Source organism: Streptomyces sp. NPDC021225, from assembly GCF_044332865.1.
Classification (GTDB): domain Bacteria; phylum Actinomycetota; class Actinomycetes; order Streptomycetales; family Streptomycetaceae; genus Streptomyces.
Window position 1 is genome coordinate 628,787 of the sequence record NZ_JBIRPV010000001.1, and the last position, 17,694, is coordinate 646,480.

Below are 17,694 nucleotides of genomic sequence, written 5' to 3' on the forward strand. Positions count from 1 at the left end.
GAGCGCGGCACCTGGGGCAAGCTCATGGCGCGCGACTCGATCGTGCGCCGCCTGGACTGGATACTGCTGTTCGCCGCGCTGGCCCTGTCCGCCATCGGCACCGTCCTCGTCTACTCCGCCACCCGCAACCGCACCGAGCTCAACCAGGGCGACCCGTACTACTTCCTGATCCGGCACGCCATGAACACCGGCATCGGGCTGGTGCTGGCCGTCGGCACGATCTGGCTCGGCCACCGCACACTGCGCGGGGCCGTGCCGGTGCTGTACGCGCTGTCCGTGATCCTCGTCCTCGCCGTCCTCACCCCGCTCGGCTCCACCATCAACGGGGCGCACGCGTGGATCGTGATCGGCGGCGGCTTCTCCCTCCAGCCCTCCGAGTTCGCCAAGATCACCATCATCCTGGGGATGGCGATGCTGCTGGCGGCGCGCGTGGACGCGGGGGACCGCGTCAACCCCGACCACCGCACCGTCGTCCAGGCCCTCGGGCTCGCCACGCTGCCCATCGCGATCGTGCTGCTCATGCCGGACCTCGGCTCGGTGATGGTCATGGCGGTGATCGTGCTCGGCGTGCTGCTCGCCTCGGGCGCGTCCAACCGCTGGGTCGTGGGGCTGATCGGCGCGGCCGTCATCGGCGCGGTCCTGATCTGGCAGCTCGGCGTGCTCGACCAGTACCAGATCGACCGCTTCGCCGCCTTCGCCAACCCGGCCCTCGACCCGGCTGGCGTCGGCTACAACACCAACCAGGCGCGGATCGCGATCGGCTCGGGCGGCCTCACCGGCAAGGGGCTGTTCCACGGCACCCAGACCACCGGCCAGTTCGTGCCCGAGCAGCAGACCGACTTCGTCTTCACGGTCGCGGGGGAGGAGCTGGGCTTCCTCGGCGCGGGCCTGATCATCGTGCTGCTCGGTGTCGTGCTGTGGCGCGCCTGCCGCATCGCGCGGGACACCACCGAGCTCTACGGCACGGTCGTCGCCGCCGGGATCATCGCCTGGTTCGCCTTCCAGGCGTTCGAGAACATCGGCATGACGCTGGGCATCATGCCGGTGGCCGGTCTGCCGCTGCCGTTCGTCTCGTACGGCGGGTCGTCGATGTTCGCCGTGTGGATAGCGGTCGGCCTGCTTCAGTCGATCCGCGTACAGCGTCCCGTATCGGCCTGACGCCCGATCCGCCCGACGCCGGGGCTGCCCTCAAACGCCGCACAGCAGTACATTCACGTCATGGCGGACACGGTGCGTGAGATCGAGCGAAAGTACGAGGCCCCCGACGACGGCCGGCTCCCCGATCTGACCGGGGTCGCCGGCGTCGCGGAGGTCGTGAACAAGGGCGTGGCCACGCTGGACGCCACGTACTACGACACCGCCGACCAGCGGCTCGCGGCGGACCGCATCACCCTGCGCCGCCGCACGGGCGGCAGCGACGCGGGGTGGCACCTCAAGCTGCCCGCCGGGCCGGACGCCCGGGACGAGATCCGCGCCCCGCTGTCGGACACGCTGCCCGCCGAGCTCGCCGCCCTCGTACGCTCCCGCGTCCGCGACAAGGGGCTCGTCCCGCTGGTCCGCCTGGTGTCCGAGCGGGACGTCAGACACCTCGTGGACGCCGACGGCGCCCTGCTCGCCGAGCTGTCCGCCGACCGCGTCACCGCCAGCCGTCTGACCCCGGAGCAGGGCGAGCCGGTGGGGTGGACGGAGGTCGAGATGGAGCTCGCCCCGGGCGGCGACCCGGCGCTCCTCGACGCGCTCGAATCGCATCTGACGGAGGCGGGGCTGCGCCGCTCGGCCGCACCGTCCAAGCTCGCCAGGGCGCTGGCCGAGACCAGGGTCGCGCGGGACGGCACGAAGGGCGCCGAGTCGGCCGACAAGAAGGCCGAGACGGGCAAGAAAGCCAAGGCGGGCAAGAAGGCGGGCAAGGGTGCGAAGGGCGCCGGGCCCACGGCGGGCGACGTGGTCCTCCGCTACGCACGCGCCCAGATAGCCGACGTCGTCTCGCTCGACCCCGCCGTCCGCCTGGACGCGCCCGACTCCGTCCACCGCATGCGTGTCGCCACCCGCCGCCTGCGCAGCTCCTTCCGCTCCTACCGCAAGGTCCTGGACCGGGCCGTCACCGATCCCATCGGCGACGAGCTGAAGTGGCTGGCCGGCGAGCTCGGCATCGACCGCGACCGCGAGGTGCTCACCGCCCGGATCGAGGAGCGGCTCGCCGAGGTCCCGGACGGGCTGCGCGCCGGCCCCGTGGCGGAGCGGCTGGGCACCTGGTCGCGGACGAGCCGCCGCGGTTCGCGCGAGCGGCTGATCGGCGTGCTCGACGGCGAGCGCCACCTCGCCCTGCTGGCCTCCCTGGACGCGCTGTCCGCCGACCCGCCGCTGCGGCCCGCCGCCGACCGCCCCGCCGAGGACGTGATCCTCGCGGCCGTGCTGCGCGACTACGAACGGCTCGCCGCCCTTGTCGCCGCCGCCCTCGCCGCTCCCCCCGGGCACGACCGGGACCTCGCCGTGCACGAGGCGCGCAAGAAGGCCAAGCGCGCCCGCTACGCCGCCGAGGCCGCCCGCCCCGCGCTCGGCAAGCCCGCCAAGGCGTTCGCGGGGCTCATGACCGAGCTCCAGGATCTGCTCGGCGACCACCAGGACAGCGTGGTCGCCCGCGAGGCGCTGCGCGACCTGGCCGAGCAGGCGCACGCCGCCGGGGAGCGCGACTTCACCTTCGGCGTCCTGTACGCCCGGGAGGAGGCGCTGGCCGCGCGGCGGGAGGCCGAGCTGCCCGCGTTGTGGGCCGAGGTCTCGCGCGAGAAGCACCGGGCGGCGCTGCGGCCGTGAGCGGCGTCAGGAGTGTCCGCCGGGCGGGTTAGGCTTGGGGGTCACCCTTGTCAGCTCACGAAGGTCTTCCGGATGTCTGTCGAGTCGGTCTTTCCGCAGCTCGAGGCCCTGCTCCCGCATGTGCAGAAGCCGATCCAGTACGTGGGCGGGGAGCTGAACTCCACCGTCAAAGCCTGGGACAGCTGCGACGTCCGCTGGGCGCTCATGTACCCGGACGCGTATGAGGTCGGTCTGCCCAACCAGGGCGTCATGATCCTTTACGAGGTACTGAACGAGCGCGAGGGCGTGCTCGCGGAGCGCACGTACAGCGTCTGGCCGGACCTCGAAGCGCTCATGCGCGAGCACAAGGTGCCGCAGTTCACCGTCGACTCGCACCGCCCGGTCGCGGCCTTCGACGTCTTCGGGCTCTCCTTCTCCACCGAGCTCGGCTACACCAACATGCTGACCGCGCTCGACCTGGCCGGGATCCCGCTCGAGGCCAAGGCCCGCACCGAGGACCACCCCATCGTGGTTGCGGGCGGTCACGCCGCGTTCAACCCCGAGCCGATCGCGGACTTCATCGACTGCGCGGTGATCGGGGACGGCGAGCAGGCCGTCCTGGAGATGACCGAGATCATCCGCGCCTGGAAGGCCGAGGGCCGCCCCGGCGGCCGGGACGAGCTGCTGTTCCGCCTCGCCCGCACCGGCGGCGTCTATGTGCCGGCGTTCTACGACGTGGAGTACCTGCCCGACGGCCGGATCTCCCGCGTCGTGCCCAACCGCTCCGGCGTGCCGTGGCGGGTCTCCAAGCACACCGTCATGGACCTGGACGAGTGGCCGTACCCGAAGCAGCCGCTGGTGCCGCTCGCCGAGACCGTCCATGAGCGGATGTCCGTCGAGATCTTCCGCGGCTGCACGCGCGGCTGCCGCTTCTGCCAGGCGGGCATGATCACCCGCCCGGTGCGCGAGCGCTCCATCACCGGCATCGGCGAGATGGTCGACAAGGGGCTCAAGGCCACCGGCTTCGAGGAGGTCGGCCTGCTGTCCCTGTCCTCCGCGGACCACACCGAGATCGGCGACGTCGCCAAGGGCCTCGCCGACCGCTACGAGGAAGACAAGATCGGGCTGTCGCTCCCGTCGACCCGGGTGGACGCCTTCAACATCGACCTCGCCAACGAGCTCACCCGCAACGGCCGCCGCTCCGGCCTCACCTTCGCCCCCGAGGGCGGCAGTGAGCGCATCCGCAAGGTCATCAACAAGATGGTCTCGGAAGACGACCTGATCAGGACCGTCGCCACCGCGTACGGCAACGGCTGGCGCCAGGTGAAGCTGTACTTCATGTGCGGCCTGCCGACCGAGACCGACGACGACGTGCTCCAGATCGCCGACATGGCCATGAAGGTCATCGCCAAGGGCCGCGAGGTCTCCGGCAAGAACGACATCCGCTGCACCGTCTCGATCGGCGGCTTCGTCCCCAAGCCGCACACCCCCTTCCAGTGGGCCCCGCAGCTCGGCGCCGAGGAGACGGACGCCCGCCTGGAGAAGCTGCGCGACAAGATCCGCGGCGACAAGAAGTACGGCCGCTCCATCGGCTTCCGCTACCACGACGGCAAGCCGGGCATCGTCGAGGGCCTGCTCTCCCGCGGCGACCGCCGGGTGGGCGCGGTCATCCGCGCGGTCTACGAGGACGGCGGCCGCTTCGACGGCTGGCGCGAGCACTTCAGCTACGACCGCTGGATGGAGTGCGCCGAGCGGGCGCTGCCCGAGTTCGGCGTGGACGTCGACTGGTACACCACCCGCGAGCGCGCCTACGAGGAGGTCCTGCCCTGGGACCACCTGGACTCCGGCCTCGACAAGGACTGGCTCTGGGAGGACTGGCAGGACGCCCTCGACGAGACGGAGGTCGACGACTGCCGCTGGACCCCGTGCTTCGACTGCGGCGTCTGCCCGCAGATGGACACGCAGATCCAGATCGGACCGACGGGCAAGAAGCTGCTGCCTCTGACGGTCAAGAACGCTGGTCCGACGCCCGCCGTGAGTGGTCACGCGCACTGAGGGCGAGGGCGAGGTGCCGCACCCTGATCTACACGGTCACTTGAGGATCTCGAGCAGCCGATCGGCGAGAGTCGCTGCTGAGTGGGGATTCTGTCCGGTGATCAGGTTGCGGTCCTCGACCATGTACGGCTCCCATATCGGGCCGCGGCTGAATTCGACGCCGACCTGGTCCTTGAGTTCGGTCTCCAGCAGCCACGTTGCCCTGGAGGCCAGCCCGACCGCCTCTTCCTCCTCATTGGTGAAGCCCGTGACCCGGTAGCCCTTGAAGGGTGACTCGCCGTGCATTCTCGTGGCCAGCATCGCGGAAGGGGCGTGGCATACGATCGCGAGCGGGTCGCCGGAGGCGAGTTGCGCCGTCAGCAGGCGGCCGGCATCGGCGTCGAACGCCAAGTCCGACATGGGACCGTGACCACCGGGCAGATACACCGCGTCGTAGTCCTCGAGACGGACGTCCGAAAGTTTGAGGGGCCGACGCAACACCTCGGCATCGCGGATGATGGCTTCCAGTTCGAGGGCTCCGTCCTCACCACCCGCCATCGAGGGGCGCAGGCTCATCATGTCGACGTTCGGGATCGCACCGCCGGGTGTCGCGACCACGACGTCATGGCCGGCCTCCGTGATCTTCTTGTAGGGCATCGCGAACTCTTCGGCCCAATATCCCGTCGCATGCCTGGTGCCGTCCTTGAGCACCCAATACGTCGCCCCACTCACGATGAAGAGGACTTTCGCCACGGCGCCCACCTCCCCGCCCGAGAACAGCTCGCACATTCATTGCACGCTCGGCACAGCAGCCCGGCAAGTCCAGTGACTCTCCGGGACACAGTCGTAGCCGAGAGAGACGCTTCTGCCCGCGCATGGACACGCGAATCCGGATCGGACCGACGGGCAGGAAGCTGCCACCGCCGACGGCCGTCAAGTAACCCACGGCCCGACAAGTACGCTGGAAGGGGCACGGGCCGCGCACCCGCACAAGGTGAGGGCCCGGCCTCCGGCGTTCGACAGCAACACCTCGATCGCAACACCTCGATCGCAACACCTCGACAGCAAGGCTTCGACGGCAAGGAGAAGGACCCCTGGGCAAGCGACAGCCCGAAGGCCCGCCGCCCGCACCCGCGGTGCAGCGCATTCGTTTGCGCTACACCAAGCGCGGCCGCCTCCGGTTCACCAGCCACCGCGACTTCCAGCGCGCCTTCGAGCGGGCGCTGCGCCGCGCCGAGGTGCCCATGGCGTACTCGGCGGGGTTCACCCCGCACCCCAAGGTGTCGTACGCCAATGCCGCACCCACCGGCACGGGCAGTGAGGCCGAGTACCTGGAGATCCAGCTCACCGAGGCGCGCGACCCCGAAAGGCTGCGTGAGCTCCTCGACGAGTCGCTGCCCGCCGGGCTCGACGTCACCGAGGCCGTCGAGGCCCATACGCCGGGCCTGGCCGATCGGCTTCAGGCCTCCGTCTGGGAGATCCGGCTGAGCGGGGTCGCCCCCGAGGAGGCCGAGCGCGCCGTCGCCGCCTTCCTCGCCGCCGAAACGGTCGAGGTCGAGCGCCGGACGAAAAACGGGTTGCGGTCCTTCGACGCACGTGGTGCCGTCGCCCGGCTCGAGGCCCTCGCGGCCCCGGTCGATAGGCCGGGGGACCCTGCCTGTGCGATACTGCGGCTGGTGGTACGGCATCTGACACCTGCCGTGCGACCCGACGACGTCCTGTCCGGTCTCCGCGCTACGGCCGACCTGGCGCCGCCGGTCCCCGCAGCGGTGACCAGGCTGGCGCAGGGGCTGCTCGATGAGGAGTCCGGCACGGTGACCGACCCGCTCGCGCCCGATCGCGAGGCAGTACCGGCCGCCCCACCCACGGCCGCCGGGCTGACCGCCGCGATGGCGCCGGAAGGTTCCGCGTAGGACCGCCGTCGATGCGCCGCCGGTGCACCAGGGAGCCACCCCGGGTCCGGCAGGCGCACTGACCAGGAGACTTTCGCCGGTCCCGGCATTTCCGGTCCCGGCGAGTGAGACGACAGCTCCCGTGCGGCGCCCGCGCCGCGGGCGGCGGCAATCGCGCAGAGCGCGAATTGCCGCCGAACGCGGACGCGGCGCCCGGGAGCGTGACGGGAGAAACGCCCGCATGCTCGAGCCTATTGAGCCGATCGAACCTATCCAGCCCTTGGGACAGCCCGCTCAGCGTGCCGTCGCCCCCAGGGACACCACCGAGAACAACACCCCAAGCGACACCCTGCCGCCGCGCCGCCGCCGCGCGGCCTCCCGGCCGGCCGGCCCGCCCGCGGCAGTGGTGAGCGACGAGGCGGCCCAGTCCGCCGCTCCGGCCATACCGGCCGCCTCGACCACCGACCTCGACCCCCAGGCCGCCGCGCCGTCCGCTTCGGCGGAGGAGCCGGTGCCCGCGCCGCGTACGCGCCGTCGCGCCACGCGCAAGGCGACGGCCCCGGCGGGCTCGCCGGAGACCGCCGAGACCGCGCTCTCCGCGGCGGAGTCCGCTCCTGCCGCTGAGGACGGCACACCGGCCGAGGAGCCGGTGCCCGCGCCGCGCACACGCCGCCGGGCCACGCGCAAGGCGACCGCTGAGGCGGGCTCGCCGGAGGTGGCCGCCCAGACCGCCGAGGACGCCGATGTCGTGGAGGAGGCCGCCGCGCCGGTGCGCGGGCGTCGCCGTGCGACCCGCCAGGCGTCCGCTCCTGCCGGTCCGGCAGAGACCGCTGAGACCGTTGTCGCCGCCGAGGCCGCTGCCGTGCCCGACGAGGCGGCCGACGAGCAGCCTGCCGAGGAGTCCGATGAGGCCGCCGAGGCGGCGGCGCCGGTGCGCAAGCGCCGTCGCGCGACCCGCCAGGTGTCCGCTCCGGCCGCTTCGCCGGAGGCGGCCGAGGCCGAGACCGTCGTCGCCGCCGAATCCGACGAGGCCGCTGCCGAGAGCGGCGAGGCCGACGAGCCGGTCCGTAAGCGTCGTCGGGCGACGCGCAAGGCGACCGGCGAGGAGCAGGTCGCGGAGGACGTGGCCGCGTCGGAGCCCGTCGGCGAGGACGCCGATGAGGAGGCCGTGGCGCCGGTCCGCAGGCGTCGTCGGGTGGCGCGCAAGGCGACCGCCCCGGCGGGCTCGCCGGAGGCCGCCGCGACGGAAGAGACCCAGCCCGCCGAGACCGCCGAGACCGCTGACGCCGCCGCCCAGGCCGCGTCCGAGTCCGGTGCCGAGGCGGCGGAGGAGGCCGAGCCGACCGCGCGGCGTACCCGCCGCCGGGCGACGCGTAAGGCGACCGCCCCGGCAGGCTCGCCCGAGCCTGAGCCCGAGGCGCCGGAGGCGGCAGCCGCCGCTGCCGAGGTCTCTGCCGCACCTGCCGACGAGAGCCCCGCCGACGAGGACACCGCCGCGCCGCGCGCCCGTACCCGCCGTCGTGCGACCCGTACGGCCGCCGCTCCCGCCGCCGACGAGTCGGCCGAGGCCCCGCGGCCGTCGGCCGGTGAGCCGGAGGCCGCCGAGGCCGAGCCGGAGGCTCCGGCCAGGGGCCGGCGCCGGGCCGTGCGCCCGCCGACCGCCGTGTTCCAGGCCCCGGTGTTCACCGAGCCGGTGTTCCAGACGCCGGAGAGCGCCGCCCTGGCCGCCGCCGCGGCCGCCGAGGAGGCGGACGAGACGGACGAGGCGGAGGACGAGGAGCCGTTCGCGGTCGCAGAGCAGGCGGCGCCCACGGCTGCCCGCCGCCGTCGCCGTCGCCGCGGTGAGCCGTTCGACGACCAGGCCGCCCGGGCCGCACAGCCCGAGCAGGCCGCGCAGGCCGAGGCCGAAGAGACGGCCGAGACCGCCGAGGAGGCCGAGCTCGCGGACGGCGAGCACGGCGACGAGGAGTCGGGCGAGCGCCCGGCCCGCCGCCGTCGCCGTGGTGGCCGCCGCCGTCGCCGTGGCGAGGCCGCGGACGCCGAGGGCGCGGAGGGCCGCGCCGAGGGCGAGGCCGGCGAGCGCTACGAGGACGAGCACGCGGGCGAGGGCGCGGACGAGCAGGTCACCGGCGAGGCCGGGGCCGAGGAGTCCGAGGAGGACGAGGCCGGCGGCACCAGCAGCAGCCGTCGCCGCCGTCGCCGGCGCCGGCGCAGCGGGGACGCCGCCGAGGTCGAGTCGGGCGACGACCCGGAGCGTACGGTCGTCAAGATCCGCGAGCCGCGGGAGCGGCGCGCCAAGGAGGCCGAGTCCGGCGCCGACGAGGTGCAGTCCATCAAGGGCTCGACGCGCCTCGAGGCGAAGAAGCAGCGCCGCCGCGAGGGCCGTGAGCAGGGCCGCCGCCGGGTGCCGATCATCACGGAGGCCGAGTTCCTGGCCCGCCGCGAGGCGGTCGAGCGGGTGATGGTCGTCCGGCAGAACGGCGAGCGCACCCAGATCGGCGTGATGGAGGACAATGTCCTCGTCGAGCACTTCGTCAACAAGGAACAGTCGAACAGCTACGTCGGCAACGTCTACCTGGGCAAGGTGCAGAACGTCCTGCCGTCGATGGAGGCCGCCTTCGTCGACATCGGCAAGGGCCGCAACGCCGTGCTCTACGCGGGCGAGGTCAACTTCGAGGCGCTGGGGCTGTCCAACGGCCCGCGCCGGATCGAGACCGCGCTGAAGTCCGGCCAGTCCGTGCTGGTCCAGGTCACCAAGGACCCGATCGGTCACAAGGGCGCCCGGCTGACCAGCCAGGTATCCCTCCCCGGCCGCTACCTGGTGTACGTGCCCGAGGGCTCGATGACCGGCATCAGCCGCAAGCTGCCGGACACCGAGCGCGCGCGTCTGAAGCAGATCCTCAAGAAGATCGTCCCCGAGAACGCGGGCGTTATTGTCCGGACCGCGGCCGAGGGCGCGAGCGAGGAGGAGCTGTCCCGCGACGTCAAGCGGCTTCAGGCGCAGTGGGAGGAGATCCAGAAGAAGGCGAAGGGCGGCGGCGCCCCGACGCTGCTCTACGGCGAGCCGGACATGACCGTCCGGGTCGTCCGCGACATCTTCAACGAGGACTTCTCCAAGGTCATCGTGAGCGGCGACGGCGCCTGGGACACGATCCACGGATACGTCTCGCACGTCGCCCCCGACCTCGCGGACCGGCTTCAGCGGTGGACGTCGGACGTCGACGTGTTCGCCACGTACCGGATCGACGAGCAGCTGATGAAGGCGCTGGACCGCAAGGTGTGGCTGCCCAGCGGCGGCTCCCTGGTGATCGACCGGACCGAGGCGATGGTCGTGGTCGACGTCAACACCGGCAAGTTCACCGGCCAGGGCGGCAACCTGGAGGAGACGGTCACCAGGAACAACCTGGAGGCGGCCGAGGAGATCGTGCGCCAGCTGCGGCTGCGCGACCTCGGCGGCATCATCGTGATCGACTTCATCGACATGGTGCTGGAGTCCAACCGGGACCTGGTGCTGCGGCGCCTCCTGGAGTGCCTGGGCCGGGACCGTACGAAGCACCAGGTGGCGGAGGTCACCTCGCTGGGCCTGGTCCAGATGACCCGCAAGCGGGTCGGCCAGGGCCTGCTGGAGTCGTTCTCCGAGCCCTGCGTGCACTGCAACGGCCGTGGTCTGCTCGTCCACATGGACCAGCCGACGGCGGTCGGCGGTGGCGGCAAGCGCAAGAAGAAGAAGGGCGCGGCGGCCCAGCCCGAGCAGGCGCCGGAGGTCGTCGAGGCCGCTGAGGCCGCCGAGGCGGCCGTGGTCGAGGCCGAGCCGGAGACGGTGGCCGAGGCCGCCGCCGAGGCCGCGGAGCACCGGCACGCGCCGGAGCCGGTGACCTTCGCCGCCGACGAGGAGCTGTACAGCAGCGCCGCGGAGGCCGAGGCGGCCGCGACGCGTGGCCGTACGCGGCGCCGGGCGACCCGGAAGGTGACCGCCCCCGCGGGCGCCCCGAAGGCCGCGGAGCAGCCGGAGGCGGCCGTGGTCGTGCTGCCGGTCGAGGAGCCGAAGGAGGCCCCGGCCGAGGAGCCGAAGGCCGAGGCGGCGGCTGAGCCGGAGCCGGCCGTCGCGCCGGAGCCGGTGTCCGCGCCGCGTACGCGCCGCCGGGTGACCCGGAAGGTGTCCGCTCCCGCGGGCTCGCCTGCGGGCTCCGAGGAGGCGGCCGTGGTGGTCGTCAGCGCGGCCCAGGACGCCGGGCCGGAGCCGGAGCCCGAGGCCCCGGAGACGGCCCCCGAGACGGCCGCTGAGACGGCTTCCGAGGCGGCTTCCGAGGCCGCGGCGGAGCCTGAGGAGGCGGCGGCCCCGGCGCCGGCGAAGAAGACGGCCCGCAAGGCCGCCAAGAAGGCGCCCGCGAAGAAGGCCGCGGCCAAGAAGACGGCGGCGAAGAAGACGACCGCCAAGAAGACCGCGGCCAAGAAGACGACGGCCAAGAAGTCGGTGGCCAAGAAGACCGCGGCGGCGGAGCAGCAGACGCCGTCCTCGGTCTCGGCCTCCACCGACGACTGACACCGGCGACCGAGCACGCCGCACCGGGATCCGGGGCGGGGGTTGTCCACCCGACTGGGGCGGGCGCCCCCGCCCCGGCCCCGGTTTGACCCCCTGGTCCCGGCCCCGTAACCTTGACCGTCGGCGTTTGTACGCCAACCCCTGAGCAAATCCCTCCCGCCCCGCCGGGAGAGGCCGCTCGCCGTTGCCTGGGCATCCCTTCGTGGACGTACGCAGGTGATCGGTGAACCACTGACCGTGCCGGTCGATGGGGAGCGGCTGGCATCAGAGGTCCCGATTACTGACGAGAGAGTGAGAACCGCGTGTACGCAATCGTGCGCACCGGCGGCCGCCAGCAGAAGGTGTCCGTGGGCGACGTCATCGAGGTCGACCGTTTGTCCAGCAGCAAGGTCGGCGACACGGTGGAGCTCTCGACTCTGCTCGTTGTCGACGGTGACGCCGTGACCAGCGACCCGTGGGTGCTGGCCGGGGTGAAGGTGCACGCCGAGGTTGTGGACCACCACAAGGGCGCCAAGATCGACATCCTGAAGTACAAGAACAAGACCGGCTACCGGAAGCGGATCGGTCACCGTCAGCTGCACACCGCGCTGAAGGTCACCAGCATCGACGCGGCTGCGAAGTAAGGGACTGAGGAGACATGGCACACAAGAAGGGCGCATCGTCCACTCGGAACGGTCGCGACTCCAACGCCCAGCGGCTCGGCGTCAAGCGCTTCGGCGGCCAGGTCGTCAACGCGGGTGAGATCCTGGTCCGCCAGCGCGGCACGCACTTCCACCCGGGTGCGGGCGTCGGCCGTGGCGGCGACGACACGCTGTTCGCGCTGGCCGCCGGTGCGGTGCAGTTCGGCACCGCGCGTGGCCGCAAGGTCGTGAACATCGTTCCGGTCGCTGAGTAATCAGCCCGGGGCGACACCACACACCTTTCCGAGGGCGGACCGCTCTTTCCCGTGACGGGGAAGCGGGTCCGCCCTCGGTGCGTTACGCCTAAGACATTCGGTACGTAAGGCGTACCGTACGTAGCTACTTTGGAGGCACAGCGTCATGACCACCTTCGTGGACCGCGTCGAGCTGCACGTCGCCGCGGGTAACGGAGGCCACGGCTGCGCCTCCGTGCACCGCGAGAAGTTCAAGCCGCTCGGCGGCCCGGACGGCGGCAACGGCGGCCGTGGCGGCGATGTGATCCTGGTCGTCGACCAGTCGGTCACCACGCTGCTCGACTACCACCACAGCCCGCACCGCAGGGCCACCAACGGCAAGCCGGGCGAGGGCGGCAACCGCTCCGGCAAGGACGGCACGGACCTGGTCCTGCCCGTCCCGGACGGCACCGTCGTCCTCGACAAGCAGGGCAACGTCCTGGCCGACCTGGTCGGGCAGGGCACCACCTTCGTCGCCTCCCAGGGCGGCCGCGGGGGCCTGGGCAACGCCGCGCTGGCCTCGGCCCGCCGCAAGGCCCCCGGCTTCGCGCTGCTGGGTGAGCCGGGCCAGGCCGGGGATGTGGTCCTGGAGCTCAAGACGGTCGCGGACGTGGCGCTGGTCGGCTACCCGAGCGCCGGAAAGTCCTCGCTGATCTCGGTGCTCTCGGCCGCCAAGCCGAAGATCGCCGACTATCCCTTCACCACCCTGGTGCCCAACCTCGGCGTGGTGACGGCGGGCTCCACCGTCTACACCATCGCCGATGTGCCGGGCCTGATCCCGGGCGCCAGCCAGGGCAAGGGCCTGGGCCTGGAGTTTCTGCGCCATGTCGAGCGCTGCTCGGTGCTCGTCCACGTCCTGGACACGGCGGCGCTCGAGTCCGAGCGCGACCCGCTGAGCGACCTGGACGTCATCGAGGCGGAGCTGGCGCAGTACGGCGGCCTCGGCGACCGGCCGCGGCTGGTCGCCCTCAACAAGGTCGACGTTCCCGACGGCCAGGACCTCGCCGACATCATCCGGCCGGATCTGGAGGCCCGGGGTTACCAGGTCGTCGAGGTGTCGGCGGTCTCCCGGCACGGCCTCAAGGAGCTTTCGTTCGCCCTGGCGAAGATCGTCGCGGCGGCGCGGGCGGCCAAGCCCCAGGAGGAGGCGACCCGTATCGTCATCCGCCCGAAGGCCGTGGACGACGCGGGCTTCAAGGTCGTCGCCGAGGACGGCTTCTACCGGGTGGTGGGCGAGAAGCCCGAGCGCTGGGTCCACCAGACCGACTTCAACAACGACGAGGCCGTCGGCTATCTCGCCGACCGGCTGGCCCGCCTGGGCGTCGAGGAGGCGCTGGTGAAGGCCGGGGCGCGGTCGGGCGACGAGGTCGTCATCGGCGCCACGGACGACGCCGTCGTCTTCGACTGGGAGCCGACCATCACGGCCGGCGCGGAGATGCTCGGCCGCCGTGGCGAGGACCACCGCTTCGAGGCCCCGCGCCCGGCCGCCCAGCGCCGCCGTGACCGCGACGCGGAGCGGGACGACGCCGAGGCCGAGTACGACGCGTTCAACCCCTTCTAGGGCGAGCGCGGCGCGGTTGAACGCCCAGAGCACGGCGAGGGCCCCGGGAGCTTTCTCCCGGGGCCCTCGCCGTGCTCTTGAGGCTGTGTGGGGCGTGTGCGGCGTCAGACCGCCGCCGCCTCCTCCGCCTCGGGCGAGCCCGACTCCGGCTCCGCCTCTTCCGCGGCGTCCCTGGCCTCGCGCTGCGCGGGGATCTCGTCCGCCAGGCGGGTGGCCATCCGGGCGCGGCGGGCGTCGGCCTCGGCGCACAGGTCCTGGGCGGCCTGGTCGAAGCGCACCAGCGATGGCGGGTCGGACGGGCCCAGCAGATGCACCTTCAGCTCGGCGCGGGCGGCCACGTGGGTGTCCTTCTCGGGGTCGCGGACCGACTTCAGGAGCTCGGCCACGCCCTTCGCGTCCGGGGCGAGGATGGTCGCGGCGCGCACCGTCGGGAAGCCCGACTTGAACTCGGCCTCGGTGAGCCCGCTGGTGTTCGCCACCGCGTACGGCTTCTCGCTGGTCAGGTAGTCCGAGACCACGCTCGAGACATCGCTGATCAGCAGGTCCGACTGGTTGAAGCAGGGGAAGATGGCGGGCCGGGGGCCGGTGATGATCTGGTGCTCCCACACCGGCATCGAGGCCCAATAGGCGTTCTCCCAGGCCGCGGTGGCCGCGGCGACGACCGCGGCGCGGTCCTTGTCCGGGGAGCCCTGGAGGTTCATCCGCTCGATTTCGTCCGCGCTGGGACGGAAGGAGGCGCTGGTGAGGCGGTTGAGCTCATCGGTGCGGCGGGCCAGTTCGGCGGCGGCCTCCGGGCCGGGCCGGGCGCCGCTCCGCTTGGCGTTGGCCTCGACGATCATCGCCTGGATGCGCTCGTTGGCGCGGCCCGCGCGCGGCTCGACCGAGCCGGTCATCGGGTGCGGCTTGTAGAGGAGGCGCACCTTGGGGTCGGCGAGCAGCTCGCGGACGATGTTCTCGCCGGCCAGGATGACCGAGGTGTTGCCCGGGTTGCCGTCCCAGCCCTCCCAGGTCGGCGCGTACAGCACGGTGGTGAAGTGCTCCTCGCCCGCGCCGCCGAGCGCGCCGGTGGGCGTGGCCGCGTAGGGGCGGATCGGCGCCAGCTGCGGGCGGCCGACCTCGACGACGTCCTTGTCCTCGACGCCGATGTCGGCGAGCTGGTAGCGCTCGCGCGCCGCCGGACCCGCGACCCACACCTCGTCATACGCCTTGGCGTACGGGTTGCAGCTGGAGAGCTTGTCGCTCTCGCCGTGGTTGATGAAGGCGTGCTTGATCGACGGGATGCGCAACACCTGCGAGGTCTTGCCGGAGTTCGCCGGGTGCAGCAGCACCTTGAGCGTCGAGTGCTCCAGCCGCATCAGGTGCGCGACCTTCGGCAGACACACGATCGGCACGTCCGTCGCCTCGATCTTCTGCACCATGAAGCGCTCACGGAGCACGATGATCGGCTTGCCGTCGAGCGCGGCGAGCGTGGAGAGCCACATGTTCGCCTGGTACGCGGAGGTGGTGCCGCCGGAGAAGTACATGCCCACGGTCGGCTGGTACTCCGCCAGCCAAGTGTCCAGCCACGCCAGCGCCTTGGCCTCACCGGCCACGCGCTTGCGCGGCAGCAGCCAGGTGCCCAGGTGGACGGTGCCGGCGATCGCGATCAGCAGGCCGACGGCCACGCCGATCGCGCCCCACACGGCGTTCTCGGTGCCCGCGGTGATCAGCAGGCCGACGGTGACCGGCACCGACAGGCGCACCAGCCGACGGCCGTGCTGGCGGGCGAACAGCCGTGGCGGGGCGTCGCTGAGTCCCAGCGCCGACGCGTCGATGTTGCGGGTGACGAACGGCAGCTGGCGGGTGCGGCGGACCAGTATGGCCACGGCCTGGCAGGCGAAGTGCGTCACATAGAACAGCAGCAGCCCGACCGTGAGCGGCGCCTGCTCGTGCAGCGGGTCGATGCCCTCTATGCGCAGCAGTCCGACCATGATGAGCATGTCTCTGAACAGCTGGCGCACCGTGACGTCGAGGCGGACCTTGCTCAGCAGCGACAGCAGTCCCGGTTGCTTGTGCTGCAGATAGAGATCGAGCGCGAGGCCACCCGCCGAGGCGGCGATGAGGAGGGGCACGTTCGGGAGCACGGCGCCGACGAGCTGTGTGGTGAAGAACACCAGCATCGCGAGTAGCGCCGCCAGCTGTACGGCCCGGCGGGGGGCGGTTCCGGCAGAGGGCACGGGTTGAGCTCCTGGCAGGAGAACGAGGGAAATGTATGGGGGGACCCCTGACCGTATGCCGCCGCCAGGCCCGGTGACAATCCGCGCCCGCGCCAACCGCCTCGAAACGGGTCCAAAGGATCGGCCCGAGGCGCTCCGGGCGACCGGAGGGCGACGCCGGGGAGGCTTCCAGGAGTCCGGCAGGCGGCCTGTGGGCGACTCTCGGGCGGCCGAAGGGCCCCCGGCTGCGTCCAGGGTGTGGCCCGTCGGCCCAGAGGCGTCCGTGGGGGCGTCCAGGGGCGAGTCCCGGTGGCGTCCAGGGGCTGAAATGCGCGGGCGTGCGATGCCGTGGCTGACGTACATTGCCGGCTTGTCATGATGAGTGTGTAGGAGTGCGCTCGTCACGGCGTGGACGGGCAGAACACCAGGGGACGAGCAGACGAGCAGGGGAGCGGTGTGAGCGAGCAGGACGGGTCCGCGGCAGTACGGGGCGAGGTGACCGCGGCCCGCAGGATCGTGGTCAAGGTCGGCTCGTCCTCCCTCACCACCGCGGCGGGGGGCCTGGATGCCGACCGGGTCGACGCGCTGGTCGACGTCCTCGCCAAATTCGCGGACGGCCCGGGCGGCCCCGGTGACACGGACGGCAAGGAGATAGTCCTGGTCTCCTCCGGTGCCATCGCCGCGGGCCTGGCGCCGCTGGGGCTCGAGCGGCGCCCGCGCGACCTCGCCCGCCAGCAGGCCGCCGCCAGCGTCGGCCAGGGCCTGCTGGTGGCCCGCTACACCGCCTCCTTCGCGCGCTACGGCCGCCGGGTCGGCCAGGTGCTCCTCACCACCGACGACACCAGCCGCCGCGCCCACTACCGCAACGCCACCCGCACGCTGGACCAGCTGCTGGCCATGGGGGCCGTGCCGATCGTCAACGAGAACGACACGGTGGCCACGGACGAGATCCGCTTCGGCGACAACGACCGGCTCGCGGCCCTGGTCGCCCATCTGGTGCGGGCCGATCTGCTGGTGCTGCTCTCCGATGTGGACGGCCTGTACGACGGCGACCCCCGGACCCCCGGTACCTCCCGGATCGCCGAGGTCACCGGACCCAAGGACCTGGACGGCATCTCGATCGGCAGCGCGGGCCGCTCCGGGGTGGGCACCGGCGGCATGGTGACCAAGGTCGAGGCGGCCCGGATCGCGGCCGCGGCCGGTGTCCCGGTGGTGCTCACCTCCGCCAGCCGGGCCGGTGACGCCCTGCTGGGCCGCCCCACCGGCACGTTCTTCCACCGCACCGGCCGCCGCTCCGCCGACCGGCTGCTGTGGCTGGCCCACGCCTCCGCCCCGCGCGGGGCGCTCACCCTGGACGACGGGGCGGTGCGGGCCGTGGTGGAGCGCCGTACCTCGCTGCTGCCGGCCGGTATCGCGGCGGTGGAGGGCGAGTTCACCGCGGGGGACCCGGTGGAGCTGCGCGACACCGAGGGGCGGGCCGTCGCCCGCGGGCTGGTCAACTTCGACGCCAAGGAGATTCCCCGGCTGATCGGGCGGTCGACCCGCGAGCTGGCCCGGGAGCTGGGCCCGGCGTACGAGCGCGAGGTCGTACACCGGGACGACCTGGTCGTGTTGCACAGGTGACGGACGTCACTCAGGGGAGAGAAAATCCGACAAGTCCGTTCATTCAACGGAGAGCTTCCGGAAAACCGCCCCGCGGCCTCCCGTGGGCTGGTCAACTTTGTTGCACGGGGCCGCACCGGCAGCGGGCCCGTACACCGAACCGC

11 protein-coding genes are annotated in these 17,694 nt (G+C 72.4%); 9 read left to right on the top strand and 2 right to left on the bottom strand.

Features of this window, described 5'->3' with window-relative positions; all coding sequences use genetic code 11:
- Positions 1-24: 24 nt before the first annotated feature.
- The 3 genes from rodA (at position 25) to ACH4S9_RS02815 (ending at position 4,845) form a co-directional block, all read left to right on the top strand.
- A complete protein-coding gene (gene rodA, locus ACH4S9_RS02805; RefSeq protein ID WP_311722917.1) occupies positions 25-1,158 on the top strand; it encodes a rod shape-determining protein RodA in 1,134 nt (377 codons plus the stop codon).
- Positions 1,159-1,218: 60 nt separating this feature from the next.
- Positions 1,219-2,811: a CHAD domain-containing protein gene (locus ACH4S9_RS02810; protein ID WP_398369372.1), complete on the top strand. Its 1,593-nt coding sequence runs from the start codon at positions 1,219-1,221 to the stop codon at positions 2,809-2,811.
- A 72-nt stretch (positions 2,812-2,883) separates the two neighbouring features.
- The gene (locus ACH4S9_RS02815) at positions 2,884-4,845 is read left to right on the top strand and encodes a TIGR03960 family B12-binding radical SAM protein (RefSeq protein WP_385341901.1); all 1,962 of its coding nucleotides are present in this window, start codon (positions 2,884-2,886) and stop codon (positions 4,843-4,845) included.
- Positions 4,846-4,881: 36 nt separating this feature from the next.
- On the opposite strand, the gene ACH4S9_RS02820 is transcribed toward ACH4S9_RS02815, so the two are convergent.
- Positions 4,882-5,577 (bottom strand): type 1 glutamine amidotransferase domain-containing protein, encoded by a 696-nt coding sequence (locus ACH4S9_RS02820; RefSeq protein ID WP_398370496.1) that lies wholly within the window; start codon positions 5,575-5,577, stop codon positions 4,882-4,884.
- 383 nt (positions 5,578-5,960) lie between these two features.
- Here ACH4S9_RS02820 and ACH4S9_RS02825 point away from each other — a divergent pair, with 383 nt between their 5' ends.
- From ACH4S9_RS02825 to obgE, 5 genes are all read left to right on the top strand, one after another.
- Positions 5,961-6,737, top strand: a complete 777-nt coding sequence (locus ACH4S9_RS02825) for a TIGR03936 family radical SAM-associated protein (protein ID WP_311722453.1) — start codon at positions 5,961-5,963, stop codon at positions 6,735-6,737.
- A gap of 220 nt (positions 6,738-6,957) precedes the next feature.
- Positions 6,958-11,259 (top strand): ribonuclease E/G, encoded by a 4,302-nt coding sequence (locus tag ACH4S9_RS02830; RefSeq protein WP_398369375.1) that lies wholly within the window; start codon positions 6,958-6,960, stop codon positions 11,257-11,259.
- Positions 11,260-11,561: 302 nt separating this feature from the next.
- Complete coding sequence (gene rplU, locus ACH4S9_RS02835) at positions 11,562-11,882, top strand: 50S ribosomal protein L21 (RefSeq protein ID WP_311722456.1); 321 nt, start codon at positions 11,562-11,564, stop codon at positions 11,880-11,882.
- 14 nt (positions 11,883-11,896) lie between these two features.
- Complete coding sequence (rpmA, locus tag ACH4S9_RS02840; RefSeq protein WP_311722457.1) at positions 11,897-12,154, top strand: 50S ribosomal protein L27; 258 nt, start codon at positions 11,897-11,899, stop codon at positions 12,152-12,154.
- 145 nt (positions 12,155-12,299) lie between these two features.
- Positions 12,300-13,733 (top strand): GTPase ObgE, encoded by a 1,434-nt coding sequence (obgE, locus tag ACH4S9_RS02845; RefSeq protein WP_311722458.1) that lies wholly within the window; start codon positions 12,300-12,302, stop codon positions 13,731-13,733.
- Positions 13,734-13,837: 104 nt separating this feature from the next.
- On the opposite strand, the gene ACH4S9_RS02850 is transcribed toward obgE, so the two are convergent.
- Positions 13,838-15,949, bottom strand: a complete 2,112-nt coding sequence (locus ACH4S9_RS02850; protein WP_398369378.1) for a hypothetical protein — start codon at positions 15,947-15,949, stop codon at positions 13,838-13,840.
- Positions 15,950-16,423: 474 nt separating this feature from the next.
- Here ACH4S9_RS02850 and proB point away from each other — a divergent pair, with 474 nt between their 5' ends.
- On the top strand, positions 16,424-17,551 hold the full coding sequence (gene proB / locus ACH4S9_RS02855; RefSeq protein ID WP_358845794.1) for a glutamate 5-kinase: 1,128 nt from the start codon (positions 16,424-16,426) through the stop codon (positions 17,549-17,551).
- The last annotated feature ends 143 nt before the right edge of the window (positions 17,552-17,694 follow it).